The following is a 16,282-nucleotide window of genomic DNA, read 5'->3' as shown; positions in this document are numbered from 1 at the left end:
CTCAGCGGGCCGCCTCACGCCGTCGGGCCGGACTGCCCCAGACGACCGCTCTCTCGGCAACGTCGCGGGTGACAACGGCACCCATGCCGACCAAGGCGGCGGCGCCGATAATGAGCAATTGGCGAACGGTTGCGCCGGCGCCCACGTAGCAGGCCTCACCCAGCCGCGCGTGGCCGCTCACTATCGCGCCCGGGGCGAGCAGGGCGTGGGGACCGATCGTGGCGTCGTGGCCGACGATCGCTAGCGGGCAGAGCGTCGCGTGGTCGCCGACGGTCGCCCCACCGCCGACCGATGCACCGAAGGCGATCAGCACGCCGCAGCCCAGCCGGGCGTGAGACGAGACGGACGCGCCGGGGTGGACAATCGTCGCGAACCGGTCGGGGGGCAGTCCGGTGCTGGCCACGATCGCCGGGCGGCGTGCGTAGCTCTGGTCGCTTCCGATGGCGTTGATCAGCAGGGCCTCGGAGAAGCGGGCGGCGTCGGTCAGCGGACCGAGGACCGAAAGGCCGAGGTGCTCGGTCCCGGACGGTCGGACGTCGTCGAGGAAACCGATTGGCTCGAACGTCGGGCGGACCGCGTTGAGCGCCTGGACGGCGTCGAGCACGTCGTGGACGCCTCCACCGGTGCCGAGGATGATCAGGGGTCTCGCCACGGGGATCCCTCAACTCTCCCGGCCCGCCAGCTCGCGGAGCTGGTCGAGGATGTAGGCCTGATCGTCGGGGTCCATCGTGTCGTAGAGCGGCAGGAGGAGGACCTGATCGCGGGCGTGCTCGGAGTGAGGTAATGACCAGAGCCCTGTACCAGTATAGGAGGGCTCCTGGTGGGCGTTCATAATACCGCGCCGGGTGCTGACGCCACGGTCGAGGAGCGCCTGTATCACGGCATCTCGCGTAAGCGGGAACCTCGGGGTAACCCGTACAGGGTTTGACTGGAAGTTCGTCCGGGCCCAGGCCGGCAAGGCAAGGGGCTCGAGCCCGTCGATCCCCAAGAGGATCCCGGTGTATCGGTCGGCGAGATCGCGACGACGCGCGAGCATCGCGGGCAGTTTCTCGAGCTGCACTCGGCCGATCGCCGCCTGGATATCCGTCATCCGGTAGTTGAAGCCGACGACCGGGTATTCCTCAAAAATCACCGTCGAGGCCGAGTGGCGGACGGTGTCCGGCACGCTCATTCCGTGCTGGCGGAGCAGGCGGAAGCGGCGGTCCAGCTCGGGATCGGCGGTCGTGAGCATCCCGCCGTCGCCGGTGGTCAGGATCTTGCGGGGGTGGAAGGAGAAGCAGGAGATCGTCCCGTGGGGCCGGCCGATTCGCTCCCAACGGTCATCGATGAGCATCTCGCTGCCGATGGCACAGGCGGCGTCCTCGACGACTGGCAGGCCGCGTCGGGAGGCGATCTCGAGGATGGCGGGCATGTCGCAGGGTATGCCCATCTGATGCACGGGAATGATCGCCCGGGTCCGGGGCGTGATCGCCCCCTCGACCAGCCCCGGATCCATGTTGTACGTCCGGGGGTCGATGTCCACGAAGACGGGCACCGCCCCACAGTACCGGACCGCGTTAGCGGTCGCGATGAACGAGTGGCTGACCGTGACGACCTCGTCGCCGGGGCCGACGCCCAGAGCATGGAGCGCCAGGTGCAGCGCCGTGGTGCAGCTGGAGACGGCGCAGGCATGGGGGGCCCCGACGTAGGAGGCGAACTCCTCCTCGAACGCCGCGACCTCCGGCCCCTGGGTGATCCACCCCGAGAGGATGGCACGCCGGGCGGCCTCAGCCTCCTCCTCGCCGAGCGAGGGACGGGCGATCGGGATCTTGCGGGTGCAGGTGCTCATCGGGCGGCGACCTCCCCGCTCCCCATCGCCGCGAGCGCCTCTCGCCTCCAGGCGATGAGCCGCTGGAGCCCCTCCCCCAAGGTGACCTCGGCCTCGAACCCCAGCCCCTCCCGGGCATGGCGGACGTCCGCCAACCGCCTCGGCACCGGGTTCACCTTCCGGGGAGGGTGGAACTCCGGCTCGAGGTGTTGGGTACCCGTCACCCCCTGCATCGCCCGCCAGAGCCCGAGCAGGCTCGTCTCCGTCCCGCTCGCCACGTTGAAGACGTCGTCCTCGCGGTCCGACTCCATCGCGAGGAGGTTCGCCCGGGCGATGTCGCCGGCGTAGATGAAGTCCATCGAGGCAGACCCGTCGCCGTGGATCTGGGGCGGGGTGCCGGCGTCGATGCAGTCGAGCCAGCGGATGAAGACCTCGGTGTAGGCCCCGGTCACGTCCATCCGGGGCCCGTAGACGTTGAAGTAGCGCAGGCCGACGCTCGGGAGCCCGTGGAGGTCTCGGTAGCTCCGGGCGATCCCCTCGTTCATCAGCTTGGCGGCCCCGTAGAGGGTCCGGTTGTTATAGGGGTGCTGCCGCTCCGAGGTCGGGAACTCGTCGGCGGCCCCGTAGACCGAGGCCGAGGAGGCGTAGACGACCTTTTTGACCCCCGTGGCGACCGCCGCCTCGAAGACGTTCAGGGTGCCCGTCACCAGCACGTCGACGCACTCCCGAGGCCGCTCGGCGCAGAGGGTGATGCGGATCGCCGCCTGGTGGAAGACGTAGTCGCAGCCCTCGACGGCGAGGCCAACCGCCTCGGGGTCGCGGACGTCCCCCTCGATGAATCGGACCGGGCCGCGGGACATGGCGTCGTCGAGGTTCGCCATTCGGCCACGGACGAGGTTGTCCAGCACCCGGATCTCCCCGGCCTGGCGGTCGACCAGCAGGTCGACGATATGCGAGCCGATCAGGCCGGCCCCGCCGGTGACCAGGATCGTGGCACCCCTCAGCGGATCACTCATCGATGGTATCTCGTGCTCGGGAGATCTCGGGGACGACCTCGCGGACCGCGGCGATCACCGCGTCCTGCTGCTCGGCAGTCATCTCGGGGAACAGCGGCAACGACAGGCACTCTCGGCCGATTTGCTCGGAGACCGGGAAGTCGCCCGGCCGGTGACCGAGGTGGGCGTAGGCCTTCTGGAGGTGGACGGGGATTGGGTAGTGCAGGGCAGTCTGGACGCCCCGCTCCTCCAGCTTCTGGCGGATGAGGTCCCGCTTGGGGTGGAGGGCGACGAACAGGTGCCAGACGTGCCGACGCCCCGTCGCCTCGGCCGGCGGCTGCATCGGGAGGTCGCCGAGCGCCTGGAGGTACCGGGACGCCAGTCGCCTCCTCGCCTCGGTCCAGGAGTCCAGGCGGCGGAGCTTGACGGCCAGGGCCGCGCCCTGGATCGCGTCCATCCGGTAGTTGAAGCCGAGCTCGTCGTGATGGTATCGCTTGCTCTGGGCATGGTCCCGGAGGGCACGCAGCCGATCGGCGACCCGGGTGTCGTCGGTGACGACGGCGCCGGCCTCGCCGAGGGCCCCCAGGTTCTTGCCCGGGTAGAAGCTGAAGCAGCCGCAGAGGCCCAGGGTGCCCGCGCCCCGACCCTCGTAGCCGGCGCCGTGGGCCTGGGCCGCGTCCTCGATGACCGGGATGCCGTGGCGACTGCCGATCTCCAGCAGCGGCCCAAGGTCCGCCGGCTGCCCGTAGAGGTGCACCGGCAGGATCGCCTTGGTCCGCCTCGTGATCAGCCGCTCGACCTGCCTCGGATCCATCGTATAGGAGACCGGGTCAACGTCGGCGAAGACCGGGTTCGCCCCGGCATAGCTGATCGCCCAGGTGGTGGCGATGAACGTCATGGGGACGGTGATGACCTCGTCGCCCGGCCCGACCCCGGCGCATATCAATGCCAGATGCAGGGCCGACGTCCCCGAGTTCACCCCGACGCAATGCCGGGCACCGACGAAGTCGGCGAAGGCCGCCTCGAAGGCCTCGACCTCCGGCCCGAGGGCGTATTGGGTGCTCTCGGCGACCCCGGCCAGGGCGTCGAGGAGATCCTCGCGGATCCCGTCGAATTGCGCCTTCAGGTCGAAGAAGGGCACTGGCAGCCGCGGGGCCAACGCACCCGCCCGGCCTGATTGCTGATCGGTGGACGTCGCCATCAGTCTCCTCGTCCCTCTCGTCGACGGAGCAATTGCGCGGGGACGCCCGCGACGACCGAGCCGGGGGCGACGTCTCGGGTGACGACCGCCCCGGCCCCGACCAGGGCCCCGGCCCCGATCGTCACCCCACCCAGGATCACCGCCCCGCTGCCGATCGAGGCCCCCAGGCACACCCGGGTGGGGACCACCTGCCAGTCCGCGTCGGTCAGGGCCCCTCCGTCGCCCGCGGCCCGGGGGTCGAGGTCGTTGATGAACATGACCCCGTGGCCGACGAACGCCTCATCCTCGATCGTCACGCCCTCGCAGATGAAGGTATGACTCTGGATCTTGCACAGTTTCCCGATTTCGACGTTCTTCTGGACCTCGACGAAGCTGCCGATCCGGGTCCCGTCGCCGATCCGACATCCGTAGAGGTTAACGAAGCAATGAATGGTCACGTTGCTTCCGAGACGGACGTCGGGGGCGATCCTGATCCCGTTCTCCGGGTCGCTCCGCTCGTGCCGCGGTGCCGCCATGGGCTTGGGCTCCGTTCGATCCCGCTTGGATCCCGTCGCTGCCGCCGGACAGGACGATCCGGCCCCCCTGGGCGCGGATGCTCCGGGTCGCCGACTCCAGCAGCCGGACGACCCGCAGGCCCAGTCGGCCGTCGCTCAGGGGCGTCCGGTCGTCCCGGATGCACTCGGCGAAGTGGGTCACCACGCCCCTCAGCGCCTCGGTCGGCTCGATGTAGGGACTCCAGACATCGCCGGATCGGTAGTTGACCAGCATCCGTCGGCGCTCGTCGGGCTCGGCGCCGAAGTCGACGCCGCGGTCGTAGACCTTGATCGGCTCGGTCGCGTTGAGCTCGTTGAAGACGAGGCTCTTGCGTGACCCGGCGAAGATCATCTGCCGGATCTTCACCGGTGAGAGCCAGTTGACGTGGAAGTTCGCCAGCATCCGGTCGTCGTAGTCTACGTTGACGTAGGCGATATCCTCGATCTCCCGGTCGGCGTGGGCGCAGCCCCAGGCCGAGATGCTCCGGGCCTCCCGGCCGAGCACGTACTCGACGATCGACAGGTCGTGCGGCGCCAGGTCCCAGATCACGTTGATGTCGTGCTGGAACAGCCCGAGGTTGATCCGAATACTGTCGACGTAGTAGAGCTCGCCCAGCTCGCCCGACTCGACGACCTCCTTGATCTTCCGAACGGCTCCGTGGAAGAGGTAGGTGTGGTCGACCATCAGGACCCGGTCCTTCCGCTCGGCCAGCTCGACCAGATCCCACGCCTCGGCGGCGCTGGCGGCCAGCGGCTTCTCGACGAGCACGTGCAGCCCCGCCTCCAGGCATCTCGAGGCCAGGGCGTGGTGGGTCGAGACGGGCGTGGCGATCGCTACGGCATCGAGCGGGACCTCCAGCATGCGGTCCAGCGAATCGCACAGTTTCAGCTGGCTGTACGCCTTGCCAATCCGCTCCAACCTCGACGGATCGGCGTCGCATACGGCGACGACCTCGGAGAGAGGCGATGCCGAGATGTTCCTGATGAGGTTGGGCCCCCAATATCCGCAGCCGACGACGCCTACTTTCAGGACGCTCATGAGAGATACCTCCCGGTTCGCTGATGCAAATTAATACGCGAACTTTCACAATTATACATTTTAACAACAAGGCAACCTATGAGTGCGATGTAGTAGGGCGGTTCCAGGGCTTCTACGGTCACAAACGAGCAAGCCAGGACAGAGCCGGCGATCGAGGCGACGACGGCCCGGGCGAGTGAATTCAGGTCGGGATCCACGTCCGCCCTGCGATCCAAGGCGATGGGGATCAGGCGGCACGCGCAGGATCCGTAGTAGGAGAGGATCAGGAACAGCCCCACGAGGCCGAGTTCGGCTGTGATCTGCGCCCAGGTATTGTGGACCTCGGTTGCATGGCCCTCCTTGATCGGGTAGTCCCGTTTCACAACGATCGTCCATTGATTCGGCCCGACGCCGAGAACAGGACGCTTCCTGATCGAATCGATCGCGTACGACAGCAAACGCGAGCGACCTTCGAGGGAGGCATCGCGATCATCGGCCTCCGCGAAAATCGTCATGAAACGCTCGCGGGCCTCCGGCCCGGCCATCCGGATCCCGAGGACGAAGATTAGTGCGAAAAGGAGATAATGTGAGGCCCGCTTGGGGATCAGGGGGACGGCAATCATGCTGCTGACCAGGAGTGTGAGCATCCCGCCCCGCGAGTTGGACATCAGCACGCCGTTGATGATCAGCAACGCCGAACCCAGGCACAGGAGCCTTTGCCACCATCCCTTCGCGTCGAAGCCCAGCAGGATTGCGAGCCAGACGCACGTGTTCAGCATGATGGCGATCCCGTTGTTGTCGAAACCCCCGAATGTCCCGTACCTGATGCGATTGTAGCCGTTGTAATAACTCAGGTTGAATTCGAGGGCGATGTACCCAACGCTGAGCAGGATGACCCATGCGAGTTGCTTGAGCTTGGCGACCGAGTCGATGAGCGTGATGCCGGCGAGGATGGGCAGGACGATCTTCGCGAGCTCCTCGACGTAGGCCGTCGCGAGGCCCGTGTCCTCGGAATAAAAGATCCCGACGGCGGCCCAGACCGTGTAGGCCACGAGCGAGCCGATCGCACGCCTCGCACGCCCCAGACGCCAGTCGCCGAAGCCGGCAAGGGCCCAGCCCGCGAGCAGGGCCACCCCGACGATCCGGCTGTAGTTCCCCCCTGAGACCGACCAGGGCCAGAGGTCGTTCGGCTTGATAATTGAAAACGATATATATACTAGGAGTCCATAATATGGGCGGAAGAGGGAGACCAGCGCCCCGCCGTACGTGAGCGCGACGACCAGTATGAGGCTCTTCATCGATCGACGAGGCCATCGGCCGCGACCGGTGGCGAGGCACCAGCCAATCGGCCGAGGCTCACCTCGTAGAGGGCATAGGATCCGACCCGGAACCGCTCCCTGAGGCCACCGTCCTCGGCCAGTAGCCTCATGGCCTCGACAGGGCCGGGCCCCCCCTCATCAACGATGAGGAAATGCGGCGGCAGATCCCGGAGGGCCCGTTCCAGGGAATCGGGCCCGTCGGCCGTGAACACGCTCTCGAGCGAGTGCCTCCGACGCTCGATGGCTGAGGAGGTGACATGAAAGATGTAAGGCTGCTCGAAGTTGCAGAACAGGGTGCGGCGCTCCGCCAAGGCCGGCAACTGGAGGTCCTGCGTCGACTGGAAGGAGCGGCCGGGCCTGACGACGTCCACGAGCTGGAAGACATCCGAACGTCCCGTGTGCTTCCTTATCCAGTCGTACATCCGCATTTCTTCGAAGCCGACCACCGTGGGGCTGGGGACCCTCCTGCTCGAGAGATCCAGGTAATGATGCATGTCGGTCGCGATCGTGAGCGCTCCAAGGGAGATCGCGAGCACGCCCGCGCCCCTCAGTCGGGCCGATCGCCCCGTTTCGAGGAACGCGGCACACGAGGCCCCCGCGGCCACCACCAGGGGAATCTGCAGGGTCTTCAGCCCCTTCCTCAATGCGATGTCGGGGTCCATCCGGGCGCTCGCGAAGAACATGAAGACGATGGAGACGAGGCCGAGCCACGCGAGCGGGGCAACCCTCCCCGGGCCGAGTCGCCTCACGAGGACGACCGTACCCACAGCCCCGAAGATCAGCAGTGGGCCCAGCTCGACCAGCAAGTAGGCCGGAGCATACTTCAGCAGCAAGTGGGGGGCGATCGTCATCGGGCTCCGACCGCCGACCGGCAGGATCCCCGCTGCCATCCCGGCCGCGATTGGAGCAGCCCACGCCAGGAGGCCTGCGGTCGTCGAGGCCCACGCGACCCTCGAATGATCGGAGATGAGGAGCCGGAGCCGCGAGCAGGCGAACCAGCCCGCGCCGATCAGGCCGATGAACGAATCCGTCAAGGCCGTCAGGCCCAGCAAGGCCCCGGTCAGCAGCGCCACCCTTGTGGACGTCCGACCACAATCCGCGTGATCGATCATCATCGCGGCGACCACCATGGTCATCGCCGTGACCGCATGGGGCTCGTACAACAGGTCCCGGAACCAGGAATGGGAGATGCCGGAGTATTCCAGGGACGACGCGTTGGGGAGTAGCCTGAACACCGCCGGCGCCATGAGTTTCGTCAAATACACCAATGATATATAACTCGGCGCGAACAGTGCGATGCCGACCGCCAGCCTCGCCCCCCCGCTCACGGGGACGAAGCGCCGTATGAGGGCCGTCAAGCAGCAGACGAACAGGAAGGCGTTGGGCGGGACCACCGAGACGAGGGCGTCGCGGGCCGTCCCCCCAGTCAGGCACGCCAGGGACGCCGGCCATAGATGCGATAACCAATAGTAATGTAGCCGTTCGCCCGCGAAGAACGGGTTGGATGGAGGCAATGACCTCGTCAGCTCCGACACGACCCCGGCATGCTGGAAAAAATCTTTGTTGAAGTAAGGTACAAATGAGAACCCATTATTGACCATTCCCCCGACGCGTGCGTACGGGATCGCCATCAGGAGGATCGTCGCGGTCGCGATCTCCAGGACGCCTCGCCATGCTCGCGCGTCGTCGGCCGTCACCCCGGGCATCCGGCCGAATCGTCGATCGAGGACGACCGCGACGGCGAGGATCTCCAGGTGCGCCACGAGGCTCAGGGGCCCCGACAGGCCGACCAGGAATCCCTGGCACGCGAGCACCACGCGCAGGGATAGCAGGCCAACGACCGCCCCGATCGCGATCCCCTCGCCGGACCCGGCCATGTTCGGGACGATGGCCCGCATGATGAGGTAGCCAGCGACGGCCATCGACCCGAACGATATCCAGGCGGTCGACGCGACGATGATCGGTAGGCGGGCGGCGACGCAGAAGACGGTCGACGCCAGGATGAGGGCGATCGTCGATGCCACGATCCGTCGTGGACCGATCGATCGCATTTTCAAGGCTCCGAGGTCCCCCGCCCGAGTCATCGCCCCTGGCCTCCCCCTTCGACAAGCATGGGTCCCAGTCAGATGATGTCCGCGAACCCGCGCTCGACTCGCCTGAAGTAAGCAAACCCCACCACGAGGATCGTCACCGCCACCGCCCCGGAGACGCCCAGCGCATACCAGTCGAATGTCCCGCCGAGAATCGCGACGCGGAGGTTCTTGATCAGGCCGTAGGCCGGATTCAGCGGCAGGAGGGCCCGCCCGGTCGGGCCGACCACCGTATCGGCCTGCATGTAGATCGTCGGGGTCGCGAACATCCAGAACTGGAGCATGAAAGGTATGATGTGTCGGAAATCGCGGTATGCGACGGTCAGGGCCGACAGCAGCGTGCCGAATCCCAGTGCCGCGATCAGCAGGCCGGCGACCACCAACGGCGTCATGAGGATGCCCGCACCGGGGACGACGCCGAAGTAGAGCATGAGGGGCGCGAACAGCGCCGACGCCACCGCCAGGTCGACCACGGATGCCCCGACGGCCCCGGCCGGGATCAGGAGGCGGGGGAAGTAGATCTTCGTCACCAGCGAATGGTTCGCCACCACGCTCTGACCCGCCGCGCCGACGGCGTTGGAGAAGAAGTGCCAGGGCAGCAGCCCCGCGAACACGTACAGGGGGTAGGGCACGCCGGATTCCGGGGTCGCCACCACACGCCCAAGGAATACGGTGAACACCGCCATGGTGGCGAGCGGCTGGAGGACGGCCCAGCAGGCGCCGAGCGCCGTCTGCTTGTAACGGACCTTGATATCGCGCCACGTCAGGAAGTAGAGGAGCTCGCGGTGGCTCCAGAGCTCCCGGGCATTCAGCAACTTCCAGCCCGGCTGGGCCCCGATGACGGTCCTCGGCGGCGTGATGCTCGCCCCGAGCCCCGACGCACCGGCCGGCGAGCTGCCCTGACGGGTAATCTCGACCGTTGAACTCATAACCCCCCCAACGCTTTCGGACGATACCGGGCGCCTACCCTTCGACGACGGGGCGGCCGCGGTCGGCCCGGACTGGATCCCCGGCCCACGCCCCCATCGGGGTGCTCAGCGATCCGCCTTCTGCCACGTCACCCGCTCTACGCCCAGTAGACCCCGCACCGAGCCCAGCCAGGCCGCCGTGTTGACCATGCAGAAGTAGAAGGGGATCCCGATGACCGCCGGCCAGCGAGCGTTCGGCCGCGAGCAGCCGACCAGGGCACAGCCGTAGAAAACCCCCTGCGCGACGAGCAGCCAGGCGGCCGGATCCCTCGTCCCCGGCGTCCCCATCACGGCGAGCGAGAGGCTGCTGGCCAGCACGACCAGCAAGAACCACGGCACGAGCCATCTCAGGAATTTGTGCGAGACGTAGGACCAGAACAGCTGGGGACGCCGGGGCCCGGGGACGCCACGCGCACGGAGTAGCTCCCGGAACGCGCCGGCGGTGATCCGGACCTTCCGGCGGAACTCCTGGCGGACGTCGATCGTCGCGTTCTCCGAGGCGACGGCCTCGGGGTCGTAGATCACCCGATGGCCCGAGAGGGCGACGCCCATGCCGATGATGAAGTCGTCGAGGATGGTGTCGGGCGGGAGGGCCCTGAAGAGTCCCTTCCGGATGGCGTACATCCCCCCGTCGACGGTGACCGTGGATCCCAGGATCGACTCCTGTTCCTGCAGGAATCGCTCGTATCGATAGTACAAACCCTCGCCCTCGCCGAATGGCGCATCGACGCTGCGGATGCGGACGTCGCCGGTGACGGCGCCGACCTCAGGGTCGTCGAAGTGGGCCGCCAGGCGGCCGATCGAATCGGGCCGGAACATTACGTTCGAGTCGCAGAGCACGACGATCTCGCCCTCCGCGTCGACGACGGTGCGGTTCAGCGCGGACGTCTTCCCGGCCCGGGGGAAGAAGGCCCTCAGCTTGACCCCCCGGGGACCGTATACCCGGACGATCTCGTCGGTCCCGTCGTCGCTACCGTCGGAGGCCACGACGATCTCCAGCCGGTCGCGAGGATAATCGATCGACAGGCTGTTCTCGAGCTTCTCGCCGATGACCTTCGCCTCGTTGTAGGCCGGGATGATCAGGGTGATCGACGGCCGCCTGCCCCCCGTCGGCGGGGGTGCCCCCCCCCTGAGGCGACGACGCCGGGCGGCCCCGGCCAGGCCGAGCAGCATGGCATAGCCCACGTAGACGTAGAGGATCACGCCCAAGGCGGCACCGAGTAAGACCCAGAGACAGGCGGTCAACCAGCCACCGTCGCCAGCGATCATCGGCAGGCGTCTCCTCGATCGGGCCGAACCGTTGTGAGCGAGATCGGCCCCCGATCGCCCCCCGACCGACTCGGCCGCCGAGGCACCGACCCGCGAGCATCGCCTCCTGACGCATCACCTCTCGGTTGGGCCCGGACTCCCACGGCGAGTCCCCAGGCCCTGACGGGCCCCCCGCGCGGGCTCCTCGGCCGCGACCGGCCGGGGGGTGATGCCCCGCCGAGTGCCGGCGGGCCCCCAGAGTCAGGCCGGCTGGGCCTGGGCCTGGGCCGCCCCCATCACCGAGACGCGTTCCGACCCGCAGGTGCATTCCATCGCGTCGACCGAAGGCATGCCGAACAACGCTCGCATCGCCGCGAAGGGGACGCCGATCACCCCGAGCCCGGTGCAGATGACAATCTTCAGGTCGAGCAGGGGGTTGAGACGCCCGATGTAGTAGAGGTCGCACATCAGCTTCCGCTCGACCCCCGTGAGGTCGGTATCAGGTGGCAACTGGACCTGCGCCAGCCCGGTGATGCCGGGGAGCACCCGGAGGCGATCCCGATAATACGGGAACGCCTTCTCGAGGTTGGACACGAACTCCGGCCGCTCCGGGCGCGGCCCGATCAGGCTCATCTCGCCGCGCAACACGTTCCAGAGCTGGGGCAATTCGTCGAGATGCGTCTTGCGGAGGATGTCGCCGACCGGCGTGACACGGGGGTCGTCGGCCGTGCACCAGCGGGGGCCGGTCGACCTCTCGCAGTCGTTGTACATCGACCGGACCTTGTAGATCCGGAAGCGCTTCCCGTCGAGACCGACCCGCACTTGGGAGTAGATCGCAGGGCCGCGCGACGTCAGCCTCACCAGGGCCATCGCGACGACCAGGAAGGGCAGGGCCAGCAGGAGCAGCACCGATGCGATCAGGCGATCCGCGAGGGTCTTGAACCTGACGTATCCCTCGTGGCCGGGGCGCACGCCTGGCGTCCCGTAGCCCCAGTGTGCCGGGCACTCGCAGTGCGTCGCCCTCCAGCCGAATCCTTGCATCCTGTTCATCTCTTCACCCCCGACAAGTAGTGATAACGGTCATCAGACAGATTCGGGTCATCCCGGACCCCTGAGACGACCGCCCCCAGGATCCGCACGCCCAGCGTCGCGAGCCGCTCGTAGGCCTCGCCGACGTCGGGCGCCCTGCTGACGAGCCGCAGGACGCTGAGCAGCGCCGCGTCGACGTGCTGGCTCAGCATCAGGGTGTCCGTCACGATCAGGGCGGGGGCCGAGTCGACGATGATGAACTCGTACCGCCCCCTCAGGTCCTGGATCAGCCGGGGGAATTCCTCGCGGGCCAGCGCGTCGACCGCCGCGGCGTCGCAGCACCCGGCCGGCAGGACCTCGAGCGGGGACGCGGCCGTGGCGTGCACCGCGTCGTCCAGGGCCACCTCGCCGCGGAGGACCTCGCAGAGCCCGGGCGCCAGCGGCTCGTCCATCAGCAAGTGGATCGCCGGGCTCCGCAGGTCGCAGTCGAGCAGCAGGGTGCGGCGGCCGGCCCGGGCCAGGCTCGTCGCGAGATGGCACGACAGCGACGACTTGCCCTCGCCCTTCGTCGCGCTGGTGACCATGATGACCTGGAGCGGTTCGACCTGGCTGGCCCGCAGCAACGCCGTGCGGACCGCGTCGACCGACTCGATGAGGGCGCGACGCCGGACGGCCGTCGCGCCCCCCCGATCGCCCCTGGGCGACGTCGGCAACGCCCCGACGACGCCGATGCCGAGCCTCCCGGCCACCTCGGCGGTGGCGTCGATCCGCTGGGCGCGGAACTCCCACAGGGAGACGAGGCCGACGAAGGCGCCCATCGAGGCGACCGCCGCCATCGCGCAGAACTTGTAGCGCTCCATCGGGTCGGCCGGCCCCTGGGGCTTGGCCGGCTCCAGCAGCCGGATCCTCGGGGGCGCCTCGAGCTCGACGGTCACCGCCCGGACCTCGGACCCGACGGCCCGGGCGACCTCGGTCGACAGGTCGATCTCGTCCTCGACCCAGTGGAGGTCGAGGGACTGGATCCCCAGGGTCCCCATCTCTTGCTCCAGGGATGCGATCTCTTCGCGCAGGATCCGCTCCTGCTCCTCCAGGATCTCCAAGTAGCGCCCCGCCTGCTCCAGGCCCGGGTCCCGGGCCGCCGGCCGATCCCCCGATTGCTGCGCCCCGTGGAAGCCCCGCAGCTCCTCGTACCGCATCCTCAGGGATTCGGCCAGCGAGGCCACGGCCTGCTCGAGCCGCTTCCTGGAGGGCTCGCCGGGATTCCGGACGATTCGCCTGACCTGCTCGAGCCTGCCCGAATACTCGGCCAGGTCGGCCCGCAACTTCGCGACCACCGGGTCGCGCCCGATGAGCCCCTCGAAGCCCAAATCGCGGTGGGCCGCGGCGGCGGGCGTGGCGGCATCCTCGGCGAGCACAGTCACCTCGGCCCTCGCCTTGCGGATCTCGGACTGGAGCTGGACGAGTTCGCGGCGGGACTGGCCGAGGTGCTCGGCGACCATCTGCTGCCTTAGGGCCGAGCCCTTCTGGTCGCTCGCGCCCGCCGACTGGGCCTGCTCGCGGTAGTCCTCCCGCTTCGCCCGGAGCTCTTCCTGGTACTTCTCGAAGAGCTGCTCGAGCCGCTCCAGCCGCTCGACCCGCTCCTGCTCCTCCTGCCGGACGATCTGCTCGAGGTACGCCTCCGTCACGGCGTTGACGACCGTCGCGACGGCCTCCGGGTTGCCGCCGCTCATCGAGATGGTCAGGATCTCGGAATTCCCGAACTCGGTGCGGAGGCGTTCGCGGAGCCAGGCGACCGGGTCGGTGCGGCTCCTGACCATCTCGAGCGAGCCGATCCCCGACTTCTTCAGCGCGGCCTCGAGGACCTTGTTGCTCCGGATCAGGGTGGTCTGGGTATGCTGGTAGATCGCGTACGAGACGCCGCTCTCACGGGTCTCGAAGAGGTCGCGCGGCCGCTTCTCGGCGACGTGCACCAGCGACCGGGACGAGTATTCCGCCGGGGGCATCGCGACGAAGGCGACCGCCCCGGCCGCCGCCCCGAGCAGGATCGCCCCCGAGACGGCCAGCTTCCACCGGAGCCGCAACGCACGGAGCAACGCCGGCACGTCCAGCGTCCTCCCCTGTGCCTGCGGCCGGCCGGCCGGGCCTTGCCGGGCGGGGGCCCGGGCCGCGTCATGCGGCGCCGCCCCCCCTGGGCTCGCCTGGGGCGAGCCGGGGTGCATCCTGGCGATCTCTTGGGGATGTGGCTGCGGTTGACCGTCCATCTCGCTCCAAGTCGCCGACTTGTGGCGTGGCATCCAGGCTGCGAACGGCCGGCGCGCACTTCGTGCCCGTGGGTTGTCATCCCCCACCCGAGCGGCACCTCGGCGCGCACCGCCATCGCGACGTTTTCTACCGGGTGCGCGACGACAGAGTGTCGGGCGGGGCGCGTGGCGATGAGCGATGTGATGAGAGGCCCGGGCCGTGCGGCCCCGCGCCCCTCCGGATGTTCCCTAACGCATCTCGTCTCGATCGGGAGGCAACTTCGGCCCGATCTCGCTCGCCACCTCGCTACCGAACAGGCGTTTGATCACCCCTGGCACTCGTAGTTCATCGTCGTCCCGTCGCAAGGCTAGTCCGCAACTCATCACGTCGGGGGCCATCGACTACCATCTCGCCCGACGCCCTCCGATGTCATCCATTGATACCAGCAGGACGGGCGGTTTCAACCGAAAATTTCCCTCGGGTGCTGCGATCCGCAGGTCACGCCATATTAGAAGAATAGCCAGCCATAAACAGGAATGAGTTTATTTTTATACCCGACCCAGCAGCTTCCCGCATAACTAAAACAATCTCTTTGCACTAACACTAAATAATACGATTATATCTTTAATAAATTAACTTAAATTTAATTAAGTTTGCTTGCGAGTTTTTGCCGTTCGGCCCGGCGGCCGACGCCGGGCGTCCCCACATCATGACCCCACGGCGGTCGCCCGAGGGCGTCTCCCGCCGCGGCCTCGGGGTCGCCGCCCAATCCCCCTAGCAATTCCTCGGTTAGGGCCTCCCGAGGTGGGCCGGCGCGGCCCAACTGGGGGCCGCTCGGGGACGGCGTCCGCATGACTTATTCTATTGATGCAATGAGAAATGCACCCGTATGGGGCCCGGCCGCGGGCCCGCGTCGATCTCCTCTCGTCGGTGAATTGGACGGCGACGGGTTCCAGATCCCATTGTAAGCTAAGCTTGCCTGCGATCGTCGCCACCGCGACGCCAACCGCCGGCGTCCCGACCGTCTCCGGGGCCCGGGTATGGACCCCTCGGGATCCCCGGTTCCGCCAGAAGACAATCAACGGACACATGGATGAAACATTGGGAGGACGCGACGAGTCCCTCCTGCGTGGAGTCCTTGATATTGTCGGCGCGAAACTTGCGCAGACACGCGTTCGAGGCCGCGATCGGGACACATCCCGGCCGTGCATGGGTGGCGGCCTGGCGCCCTATTAGGCGCGAGATGCTGGTGCTCAGGGCCGTGGACGCTTGAATTCTATGGCGATCTTCGAGGGGTGGCGAAGCCAACTTGGGGGCGTCGCCCCCGGGAGAATCCGAACGCCTGTCAGGGAAAACGGCCGATGCTTGATGAAAAAAATCAACGTCGCCCCGACGCGGTGCTGGGTCGCCCCATCCGCCTCGCGGACGGCCAGCGGTGGATTTTCCCGGATCCCCCGACCCGGCCGGGCCCCGGGGAGGACGAGACAGGGGGGCTCCGGGAGTCGGATTACCTCGCGATGGTCGCCGAGGTCGCGGAGTCCGACAGCCAGCCCGACCGGCTCCGGAACGAGCTCGCGTTGATGATCCACCTGCTCACCCGGAATTACGACCTTGAGCCGGCCGATGTCAAGGCGCTGCTCCGATTCCCTGAGGACGACCCGGGACACGCCGAATTCCGGGATGTGTCCCGGCAGGTCGCGGCCGAGCACGTGCGATGGTATTGCGGCCAGGATGCATCCGGTTGCCGCGACCTGCAGGGACGCCCCTGATGGGCGGGACCGGTGTTCAACTGCGGACGATCGGGCCGGCCGGGGATTGGCCACGGCGTTCAGG

General features: G+C 67.7%; 13 protein-coding genes. 1 reads left to right on the top strand and 12 read right to left on the bottom strand.

Translation table 11 applies throughout. The annotated features are described in order from the left end of the window. Window position 1: 1 nt before the first annotated feature. From ElP_RS37235 to ElP_RS37180, 12 genes are all read right to left on the bottom strand, one after another. Entirely contained in the window at window positions 2-604 is a 603-nt protein-coding gene (locus ElP_RS37235; RefSeq protein ID WP_231749951.1) for an LbetaH domain-containing protein, read from the bottom strand. A 57-nt stretch (window positions 605-661) separates the two neighbouring features. Continuing rightward, the gene (locus ElP_RS37230; protein ID WP_145279994.1) at window positions 662-1,828 is read right to left on the bottom strand and encodes a DegT/DnrJ/EryC1/StrS family aminotransferase; all 1,167 of its coding nucleotides are present in this window, start codon (window positions 1,826-1,828) and stop codon (window positions 662-664) included. Continuing rightward, window positions 1,825-2,823: an NAD-dependent epimerase/dehydratase family protein gene (locus tag ElP_RS37225; RefSeq protein ID WP_145279992.1), complete on the bottom strand. Its 999-nt coding sequence runs from the start codon at window positions 2,821-2,823 to the stop codon at window positions 1,825-1,827. Before ElP_RS37225 ends, ElP_RS37230 begins: the two co-directional genes overlap by 4 nt. After that, a complete protein-coding gene (locus tag ElP_RS37220; protein WP_145279990.1) occupies window positions 2,816-4,003 on the bottom strand; it encodes a DegT/DnrJ/EryC1/StrS family aminotransferase in 1,188 nt (395 codons plus the stop codon). Before ElP_RS37220 ends, ElP_RS37225 begins: the two co-directional genes overlap by 8 nt. Then, on the bottom strand, window positions 4,003-4,440 hold the full coding sequence (locus ElP_RS37215) for an acyltransferase (protein WP_145279988.1): 438 nt from the start codon (window positions 4,438-4,440) through the stop codon (window positions 4,003-4,005). Before ElP_RS37215 ends, ElP_RS37220 begins: the two co-directional genes overlap by 1 nt. After that, a complete protein-coding gene (locus ElP_RS37210; protein WP_145279986.1) occupies window positions 4,418-5,575 on the bottom strand; it encodes a Gfo/Idh/MocA family protein in 1,158 nt (385 codons plus the stop codon). The genes ElP_RS37215 and ElP_RS37210 overlap by 23 nt, the downstream gene beginning before the upstream one ends. Then, a complete protein-coding gene (locus tag ElP_RS37205; RefSeq protein WP_145279984.1) occupies window positions 5,572-6,852 on the bottom strand; it encodes an O-antigen ligase family protein in 1,281 nt (426 codons plus the stop codon). The genes ElP_RS37210 and ElP_RS37205 overlap by 4 nt, the downstream gene beginning before the upstream one ends. Continuing rightward, window positions 6,849-8,897, bottom strand: coding sequence for a hypothetical protein (locus ElP_RS37200; RefSeq protein ID WP_231749961.1), 2,049 nt, complete (start codon window positions 8,895-8,897; stop codon window positions 6,849-6,851). The genes ElP_RS37205 and ElP_RS37200 overlap by 4 nt, the downstream gene beginning before the upstream one ends. Window positions 8,898-8,995: 98 nt before the next feature. Then, the gene (locus ElP_RS37195; protein ID WP_145279979.1) at window positions 8,996-9,892 is read right to left on the bottom strand and encodes an ABC transporter permease; all 897 of its coding nucleotides are present in this window, start codon (window positions 9,890-9,892) and stop codon (window positions 8,996-8,998) included. A 105-nt stretch (window positions 9,893-9,997) separates the two neighbouring features. Further along, window positions 9,998-11,200: a glycosyltransferase family 2 protein gene (locus tag ElP_RS37190; protein ID WP_145279977.1), complete on the bottom strand. Its 1,203-nt coding sequence runs from the start codon at window positions 11,198-11,200 to the stop codon at window positions 9,998-10,000. A 240-nt stretch (window positions 11,201-11,440) separates the two neighbouring features. Further along, complete coding sequence (locus ElP_RS37185; protein WP_145279975.1) at window positions 11,441-12,229, bottom strand: sugar transferase; 789 nt, start codon at window positions 12,227-12,229, stop codon at window positions 11,441-11,443. Next, window positions 12,226-14,310, bottom strand: coding sequence for a polysaccharide biosynthesis tyrosine autokinase (locus tag ElP_RS37180; RefSeq protein WP_197447246.1), 2,085 nt, complete (start codon window positions 14,308-14,310; stop codon window positions 12,226-12,228). Before ElP_RS37180 ends, ElP_RS37185 begins: the two co-directional genes overlap by 4 nt. 1,500 nt (window positions 14,311-15,810) lie before the next feature. Here ElP_RS37180 and ElP_RS37175 point away from each other — a divergent pair. Then, window positions 15,811-16,218 carry a hypothetical protein gene (locus ElP_RS37175; protein ID WP_145279971.1) on the top strand — a complete coding sequence of 136 codons (408 nt, stop codon included), beginning with the start codon at window positions 15,811-15,813 and terminating at the stop codon, window positions 16,216-16,218. Window positions 16,219-16,282: the final 64 nt, after the last annotated feature.

This window comes from Tautonia plasticadhaerens (genome assembly GCF_007752535.1).
Taxonomy (GTDB): Bacteria; Planctomycetota; Planctomycetia; order Isosphaerales; family Isosphaeraceae; genus Tautonia; species Tautonia plasticadhaerens.
The sequence above is the reverse complement of the archived record's forward strand: the minus strand, read 5'-3'. Positions and strand labels throughout refer to the sequence as shown.